The sequence below is a fragment of the Clostridia bacterium genome, from assembly GCA_014360065.1.
Classification (GTDB): domain Bacteria; phylum Bacillota; class DSM-521; order Neomoorellales; family JACIYF01; genus JACIYF01.
In genome coordinates this window covers 1-5,382 of sequence record JACIYF010000148.1, presented here as the reverse complement: position 1 = coordinate 5,382, position 5,382 = coordinate 1, and the positions used below count along the sequence as shown (strand labels likewise).

6 protein-coding genes are annotated in these 5,382 nt (G+C 53.3%); 1 reads left to right on the top strand and 5 read right to left on the bottom strand.

Annotated features, from left to right (window positions below; all coding sequences use genetic code 11):
* On the bottom strand, positions 1–216 hold a 216-nt coding region (locus tag H5U02_13765; GenBank protein MBC7343489.1), incomplete at its 3' end, for a hypothetical protein.
* 183 nt (positions 217–399) lie between these two features.
* Between H5U02_13765 and H5U02_13760 the strand changes: the two genes are divergently transcribed.
* On the top strand, positions 400–2,049 hold the full coding sequence (locus H5U02_13760; GenBank protein ID MBC7343488.1) for an IS1634 family transposase: 1,650 nt from the start codon (positions 400–402) through the stop codon (positions 2,047–2,049).
* A 28-nt stretch (positions 2,050–2,077) separates the two neighbouring features.
* Here H5U02_13760 and H5U02_13755 read toward each other — a convergent pair whose 3' ends face one another.
* From H5U02_13755 to H5U02_13740, 4 genes are all read right to left on the bottom strand, one after another.
* Entirely contained in the window at positions 2,078–2,266 is a 189-nt protein-coding gene (locus H5U02_13755; GenBank protein MBC7343487.1) for a hypothetical protein, read from the bottom strand.
* A gap of 132 nt (positions 2,267–2,398) precedes the next feature.
* Entirely contained in the window at positions 2,399–3,244 is an 846-nt protein-coding gene (locus H5U02_13750; protein ID MBC7343486.1) for a hypothetical protein, read from the bottom strand.
* Positions 3,245–3,288: 44 nt separating this feature from the next.
* Positions 3,289–4,140: a hypothetical protein gene (locus H5U02_13745; GenBank protein ID MBC7343485.1), complete on the bottom strand. Its 852-nt coding sequence runs from the start codon at positions 4,138–4,140 to the stop codon at positions 3,289–3,291.
* A gap of 17 nt (positions 4,141–4,157) precedes the next feature.
* Positions 4,158–5,382, bottom strand: a 1,225-nt coding sequence (locus H5U02_13740; GenBank protein ID MBC7343484.1) for an AMP-binding protein, incomplete at its 5' end; no start/stop codon positions are given.

The following is a 5,382-nucleotide window of genomic DNA, read 5'->3' as shown; positions in this document are numbered from 1 at the left end:
GTGGAGCATGGTTTCCATGCCGCCAAATTGCCCCTGCCAAGGAGCGTCCGATAGGTTGAGCCCGGTCACTCCCAGGCTGCCGAGAACCAGGATGGCTTCTTCCAATTCAGTCAGGGGTATGGGCTCGTGCTCTGATTTGAATTTATTGGGTCCTTCATCGATCTCCATACCCAACCCAAAGCGCCGGCAGCGCCGGTTAAAGATGGCCTCCATCAAACGGTAATCTCGAGTTTGTCAGTTGACCCCGATTTTGGCCGAATTTCAAAACGAAAAATGGCTTAACAACGGCATTTTTGGCAATGGCGAGACGAAAATTTGCAAAAAGTGTAGTGGCAAACTATTTTGCTAAAAACCCAGTTTATGCTGGAATAATCCACGCTATTATGGTATAATACAGGCATGTTCCTGAAGATTACTAAATCAAACAATTACCAATATGTGCAGCTTATCAGGTCCTACCGGGAAAACGGCAGAACCAAACACGAAGTTCTGCTCAACCTGGGCAGGCTCGACATGCTCGAGAACAACCCCAGCATCCAGCGCCTCGCCCTGCGCCTGGTGGAACTCTCCAAAGCAAAGCAAAAGCAAACACTTGATCTGAACAACGCATCAGAGGCCGAGATCTTAAACTGGGGTTACCTCGTCTACCAAAAAATCTGGAAGGAGTTTGGTTTGCACGAATTTCTGCCATCCCTTACTGCAGGCACCAAAGTGCAGTTCAGCCTGAACGATGCCTGTTTCCTGATGGCCATCCAGCACCTGTTGGACCCCATGAGCAAGCTGGGTACCTTCAACAACCAGCAGCGGTACGTGAACATGCCGAAGGTAGACTTAAACCACCTCTACCGCTCCCTGGATATCCTCTGCGAAAACAAAGAGAGACTGGAAGAGATGCTCTTTTACAAGAACGTCAATCTCTTCAACATGCAGGTGGACGTGGTTCTGTACGATGTCACCACCTTCTCGTTTGAGAGCGTTAAGGCTGACAGCTTGCGGGACTTCGGCTTCAGCAAAAACGGCAAGTTCAACGAAGTGCAGGTAGTCATGGGGCTTTTGCTCGACTGTGAAGGAAGACCCATCGGCTATGACCTTTTCCCGGGGAACACCTTTGACGGCAATACCCTGGAGAAAGCCCTGGAAAAGCTGCAAGAGAGGTTCCATATCCGCAAGGTGATCATCGTCGCCGACCGGGGGATCAACAGCAAGCTCAATCTCAAAAAGATCCTGGACAAAGGTGCTAGCTACATCTTCGCCTCCCGCCTGAGGAAAATGAAGAAAAGCATTCAAAAGGAGATCTTCTCACCTGAAGGCTATCAGGAGATCATATCCTCTGACTCCACGGAGCCGGAAGACAGGATACGCTACAAAATCATCGACTACATCAACAGCTTTAAAGACGAAGACGGCAATGTTTACAACCTGGAAGAGAACCTGATCATCACTTATTCCGAAAAAAGAGCCAGGAAAGACAGGGCAGACCGGGAAAGACTGATCGAAAAGGCCAAAACTCTGCTCGCCGACAAATCGAGGATCAAATCCAGCAACAAGCGGGGCGGCAAGAGATTTCTTAAAGAAATCGGTGCAGACTCCGACTGGGTCCTGGATGAGGAAGCCATCAAACGAGACGAGCAGTTCGACGGTTACTACGGCATCCAGACCAATGAGAAAAACCTGAGCGCTAAAGAGGTGTTGGACGCCTACCACAACCTCTGGAAGATCGAAGAGTCCTTCCGGATCATGAAATCCACCCTGGAGGTGCAGCCAGTCTTCCACTGGACGGAGGTGCGGATCAAAGGGCACTTTGTGGTCTGTTTTCTGGCCTTCCTCCTGGCCCGCACCCTCGAGCTCAGGCTGCAAAATGCCGGAATCAAGGCTTCTCCGGAAAAGATCCGGGAGGCGATCAACTCCATGAACTTCGCCAAAGTCGAGATTGACGGCAAGGCTTACTACATTAAAACCAAAGGAGTTGATTTGGGCAACAAGATACTGCGCCTGCTGCGGATGAAACAACCAAACAATGTGATAGCTGCTGATGACTTCCAGGAATAGGTAAAGTAGTGGCAAAATGTGCTCTTTATTAAAAAACCTTTTCAGGTTTTATGCGGGTTTGAGCAGGGTTATCTGATAAACTCAGGGGTCCTTCATCGATCTCCATACCCAACCCAAAGCGCCGGCAGCGCCGGTTAAAGATGGCCTCCATCAAACGGTAATCAAATAACTCCTCCAAACCTGGTATGGAGCCGTCACTAAAAGGCTTGCTACTCAAGTTTTCCCCTCCTCTAAAACCCGGTTTCATTCAGCCGGGCCGCTAGCCCTCTGCTCTGCCCACTACTCCGCCGCTGACTCCGGCGGTGCTGAATAGAGGACTGGGCACGGTCCAAGGGCAGTCACATCCACCCTAATCCTGGGACTCTTGACTGCTGGCTTGTTGCATCCGCTTTTGGGTAACGCTAAATATCACCTCCGCTATGCGCTCAAACTGGTCGGCCCGGATCTCACTAGCCTTTTCATTGGGCAGGGCCGCTAGGAAACGTGGCTCTTGGAACCATTGGTGGGTGTATTTAAACTGCGGGTTACCATCGCCAACGAAGCAGAGGAAATGTTCGGGGATGGTACGGAAGAGCGACTGCATGATATCGGCCTGGTTAAAGTCATGTTTGAGATCGGGCCGGTTGTACCAGATTAGGTCGGCAGGCGGGCCCAAGGAAATGCCAATGTTATAGGTGCACCCCGGGTTATAGCCCAAGAGCGAGCTTACCGCCCCCACCGAATCCTGCACCCGGTTGTCTACGTTCTCATGCCAGATGGCGGCCGCCGCCCAGTCCACTGCCGCCCCGAAATCGACCGTTTTCCATACGCAGGATGGCCCGGTAAAAGCAGAACCCATGCCTTGGTTTTCCCTGGCAAACCGGTTAAACTCACCGCAAGTGTTGAAGCCGCAGGCACCACAATTCCAGTTCAGCTCGGAAACGCTACAGTTGGCCCCCAAGGCCAATATGACCGGCGGGGTACCCTTCTCGTAGTTTTTCTTTAGGGTCACGTGATCGCCACGGATGAAATCAGACGTTTCACCTAAGATTCCTAAGATTTCGATAAATGGAAGTAAATCTTCCCCAGTTATAATGGAGGCCTTCAGCTGGAGCTTCCCGGTCACCTGGGGAGCTTTTAGGGCTGCCACTACCGCCTTCTTGGCCACCCCTATCAAGTAGTCGTTGGCTTCCTTGATACCATCGTAAACCGCCACTTCTGTTCCCTCCCTTACCTGATCGAGTTCCCGCAAGCCCCGACCTAGATGGACTCGTCCTCCTTCTCAGCTGCCTCCGCCATCTTAAGCGCTTCTTCCGGATTCTCCCGGCGCAGCTGGCGCAGGGGCACCTCCGCTTCTTTCGGGTACCAATTGCGATAATCGAACCAGTTGACCATCCGGGCAATTACGTAAGTCTTGCGAGTACTATCTATTACCCGATCCCGGCTGAAGAAGTGATAATCGGGCAAGATATCCACCATGGGGTTCTTGGAAAGAGTGGCTAGGGGAATGCCCACCACGATTTCCGAATTGGGGCAATAGCCCAGGTGCCGCGCTGCCACTCCCACGCTCATAAAGGGCCGAGCATCCACGAACAGCCGGTTGGCCAGATATAGCACCGAACCGATGGCAAAACCAAAATCGGTGGTCCGCATGCAACACAGGGGACCGTTGATTATGGTGCCTCGGGGCTCGCTATCGGCGAGATCAATTTGACCGTAACGGTTAGCCCTGGCCTGATATACCCGGTCACAGTTGGCTACCCCGCCGCATAGCCCGCACGCTAGGTCGATGGGAGTCTGGGCGGCCCGGAAATTGCCCAAGATCAGGATGCAATCTGCCTCCCTGACCATCACCGCCTCCGACTTAAACATGGGTTTCCACAGGCGGTTTTTGGGGTTAGCCTTGGCCAGCTCCTCCATCTTATTGGCTATGGCATCCTGTTCAGCCTTGCCGTAAACGATCTCCACTTCAATCTGATCGACCCCGCCGGCCTTGGGAGCCGTAAAAGCCGCCCCCGCCAGTAACCTAGCTGCCAGCAACGTCCCTTGTTTCCTTTCCTCATCCTCAGGAGAACGAAAGGGGTACTCGTTGAGATAGATACGAGGCATCATCGCACCACCTTTTTCGTTCAGAATTTCCTCAGCTGATAGCCAGCTTTAACCCGATCCCAGGTATTGGGAGTCACTCCCAACTGCTTGAGCTTGTATTTCTCTACCCGGTGGGTTTCGGTCTTGGGAAGGCTATCGACAAATTCCACGTACCTGGGCACCATGAAATAAGCCATTCTGGGCTCGCACCAGGCAATTAGCTCCTCGGCAGTCAGCTTAGCACCTGGTTGTAGAACCACGTTGACCTTGACCTCATCCTCCCCCATTTCCGAGGGAACGCCAAAGGCCGCCGCCTCCAGGACTTCAGGGTGGGCCTCGATAACCCGCTCCACGTCCCAGCTGGAAATGTTCTCGCCGCTCTTGCGAATGGCATCTTTCTTGCGGTCCACGAAGTAATACCAACCCTCTTCATCCCGATAGGCAAAGTCCCCGCTTTTCACCCAACCGTCCTCGGTGATGCGGAGCTTGGCTTCTTCGGGATCCTTATAATACTCTGGAGTTAGGATGATCCGCCGGGCCGGGTCGGTGGAGCGGAGCCAAAGCTCTCCCGGTACCATAGGAGGGCAGTCGTTGCCATCTTCATCCACGATTCGCGCCTCGTACAGTTCTGGAACTTTCCCCATAGATCCCGGCTTGCTCTCGGGATTAAATAGGAAGCCGCCGCCGTCCACTGCCCCGTAAAACTCTTGCAGTCTGAGCCCAAACCGCTTCTCAAATTCCACCCAGATGTCCTTCGGCACCGCCGCGCTGACCGCCCACTGAATGGGGTTGTCGGCATCATTGGGCTTTTCCGGCTGCTTCATTAGGATAGCCGGCATGGCTCCCAAGAAAAAGGTGACAGTAGCGTTATATTTCCGGGTATCGTCCCAGAAGCGGCTGGCGCTAAAACGCCGGGCTAAGGCTACACTGGCGTTGGCCAGGAGAGCGCCTCCGCTGCAGACCATGAGGGCGTTGGCATGAAACAGGGGCAAACAAGTGTAGAGGATATCGTTTTCCGAATAGGCCCAGGGAAAGGGTGAACCCTCCCGGGGAAGGGCATGGCGAGAGATCACGCCTTTAGGGCGTCCGGTGGTGCCGGAAGTATAGATCATCCGTGCGTAATCCAGGGGGTGAATGTCAATCCCCGGGTTTTCAGGAGAAGACTGTTCCATCAGCTCCTGTAGCGACAGCATCCCCTCAGGTATGTTCGCTCCCGGGAAATCGGCGGTGTTGACTATTACTGTCCTGATATTCTGAAGCTGGTCG